This is a genomic window from Bradyrhizobium sp. P5_C11_2 (assembly GCF_054049755.1).
Genome location: NZ_JBFULT010000841.1, coordinates 1 through 2241 on the forward strand (window position 1 = coordinate 1; position 2241 = coordinate 2241).

The following is a 2241-nucleotide window of genomic DNA, read 5'->3' on the forward strand; positions in this document are numbered from 1 at the left end:
TCGCAGGACCGCGATGGCGGCCTGCACGCCGTTGTGGGCCTCGACCTCGCTGGTGACAGCCCGTGATGTGTCCTCATGCCACGTCTTGCCCGGCGTGCAGAAGCACACGTTGACCTCGTATTTCGGCATTCCGAACGCTCCATCGATTCGCTCGCGCTGCGGGCCGGATTCCAAGCGTACAACAGCTAAGGGTTGCGCGGGAAGAAGGGCTGGCTTGCCCACCCGATTGAATGCGGGATGCTGGCGATTTTTAAACCTTGAGCCAATTTGAAATGACTTGGCTCGCCGTCGCGCCCGGACCAAGGACAATCCCTTTTTTGCGGCATATGCCACTGCTCAGCTCAAAGGAGTGGCTCACCCACTTTGCGCGCCGCGGCTTCCGGGTCGGCGTATCCATTCTGTCTGCGATACTCCTGATCCATGGTGCTATTGATGAGCGTCAATTCCACTTTGGCACCCCGAATTCCCTGGCCGTAGCCCGACCGGCATGCGAAGCTGATTCATATTTGATGCGTTTCGGAGGGAAGCCCGATGCGCCTTGCATTGCCTTATCTTGGAATTTGTCTCTGCGCGTCTCTCGCGGCGTGGTTGTCGTTCACGCTGATCTATTGACGGAGCAGATCCTCGCCCGGCGTCAGCAGCCGCACATAGGTCCCGCTTTCGTGCAGCTCGAGCCAGCCTTGCTCGATCGCGTATCGGATGCCGGCGCCGAACTCGCTGCCCTTGCCGCCGAGCGTGAACAGGAACKGCGCGTTGATCTTCTCGATRTGGATGCGGCCGTCCTGGACCGGCTCGACGCTGGCGGCGAGTTGAATGAGCTTRCGCGCCGCGGCTTCCGGGTCGGCGTAGGGGCGCGCCTCGACGTGCTTCTTCATGCGGTGCCTGCGCTCAACTTGTCGCGCTCGGTGCGGGCGAGYTCCTGCGCCTTGAGGCGCGCTTCTTCGCTGCTCAACAGATCCGGCCGCAAGCGCCGACCGGGCAGGTCATCCCAATAAAAATAGACGCTCGGCCGGCCATCGGCGAAGCGGACTTCATAGCTGCCCGTGCCGGGAACGGCTTCGTGCCGTTTGATCGCGATGAGCGGGGTCATGTCACGTTCTAGTGGTGGAGAGAGGCCGCCAACGGAGGCGGCCCTCTCTTACAGATTGAAGTACAACATGGAGGCTAGGACCGTCGAAAAGACGCCCAACCCTATGATGGCAATTTTCAAAACTAGGTTGGCTGCCAAGCGCACCTCCCTCAGTTTGCAAATCACCCAGAATCATACGCCTTACTTCGGCGGCTGCAATCCCGGTGAGGTCAGCCACTCAGTTAAGTGCGCGCCGACTTCGTCTTGGCGAGCTTTTCGCAACAAAGCTTCTCGCTGAGTCCCTGGCGGCAGTGTCTTGGCTAGTTCACGTAGGCTTTTCGCTTCTTCGGCAAGGCGCTCTTCAAGAGGGGAAGTTTGGCTAAACCTACGGCGCGATCCCATGGCCTTTCTCCATGACGATTGAACCGGCGATTCAACTGCAAATGCTCGGAACGGGTTCCGCGCAAATTGAGGCGGCCCGCACTCCCGGGACAGTACGGTGTCCGGTAACCGATACATTCGCGTTCGCAACATGTTCGACTCCCGGCTGGCATTCAGGCGTTCGCCGTTGCATTGTTTGTCCCCATGGAGAYGCGCGAAGACTACCTGCTTAAGCTAGCGACGGTTTTGGATGACGTCGGGCCGGACCAGAAATTGATAATTCGGGACCGCTACATCGAGCGCGCGTTTGGCGGCACGCGTGCCATCGCGATTGCAGAGGCGGGAGTCTTTGCCCAGGCGCACGGCTGCACGTTTCGTTACGACCGCATCAAGCGCCAAGGGGAGTTCACCCGTGCATATCCGGCAGGCGGCAGGGCGTGAGGTGGCTCGTCGAGAGCGCGGGCTACTGCCGCTCGTGGGTGTGGGAAAAGCCGCCAGCCGGCGGCTGAAGCGGAGGCACGAGGCCCGCCGGTTCACGCTGGCGGGCCTCTACCCCGAGGAAAGACTCGCTGACAAAGTTGGTTTGGGATAGCTTGCCCGAACTACGTTCATCGCGACGTGACGGCTGTTTGAAAATGCATATTGGAGCAGCAAATGTCGATTGTGAGAGCTTTTGCCCTGTTCGTAATTCTCGCATTCGGTGGCGCCGTGATCGCCGCCGGGTTCATGACATCGCCTGCATCGGCTAACAAAATGGATGGCAAGCCTGGGGGCTATGGCGGACGTAACTC

At 60.1% G+C, this 2241-nt stretch carries 3 protein-coding genes; 1 reads left to right on the forward strand and 2 read right to left on the reverse strand.

What is annotated here, in order from left to right:
• Positions 1-605: 605 nt before the first annotated feature.
• Together ACXJL8_RS39270 and ACXJL8_RS39275 are read right to left on the reverse strand one after the other, a co-directional pair.
• On the reverse strand, positions 606-875 hold the full coding sequence (locus ACXJL8_RS39270; RefSeq protein ID WP_456686835.1) for a hypothetical protein: 270 nt from the start codon (positions 873-875) through the stop codon (positions 606-608).
• Positions 872-1090 carry a hypothetical protein gene (locus tag ACXJL8_RS39275; protein ID WP_456622121.1) on the reverse strand — a complete coding sequence of 73 codons (219 nt, stop codon included), beginning with the start codon at positions 1088-1090 and terminating at the stop codon, positions 872-874. Before ACXJL8_RS39275 ends, ACXJL8_RS39270 begins: the two co-directional genes overlap by 4 nt.
• Before the next feature lie 564 nt (positions 1091-1654).
• Here ACXJL8_RS39275 and ACXJL8_RS39280 point away from each other — a divergent pair.
• Entirely contained in the window at positions 1655-1891 is a 237-nt protein-coding gene (locus tag ACXJL8_RS39280; RefSeq protein WP_456686836.1) for a hypothetical protein, read from the forward strand.
• Positions 1892-2241 lie beyond the last annotated feature (350 nt).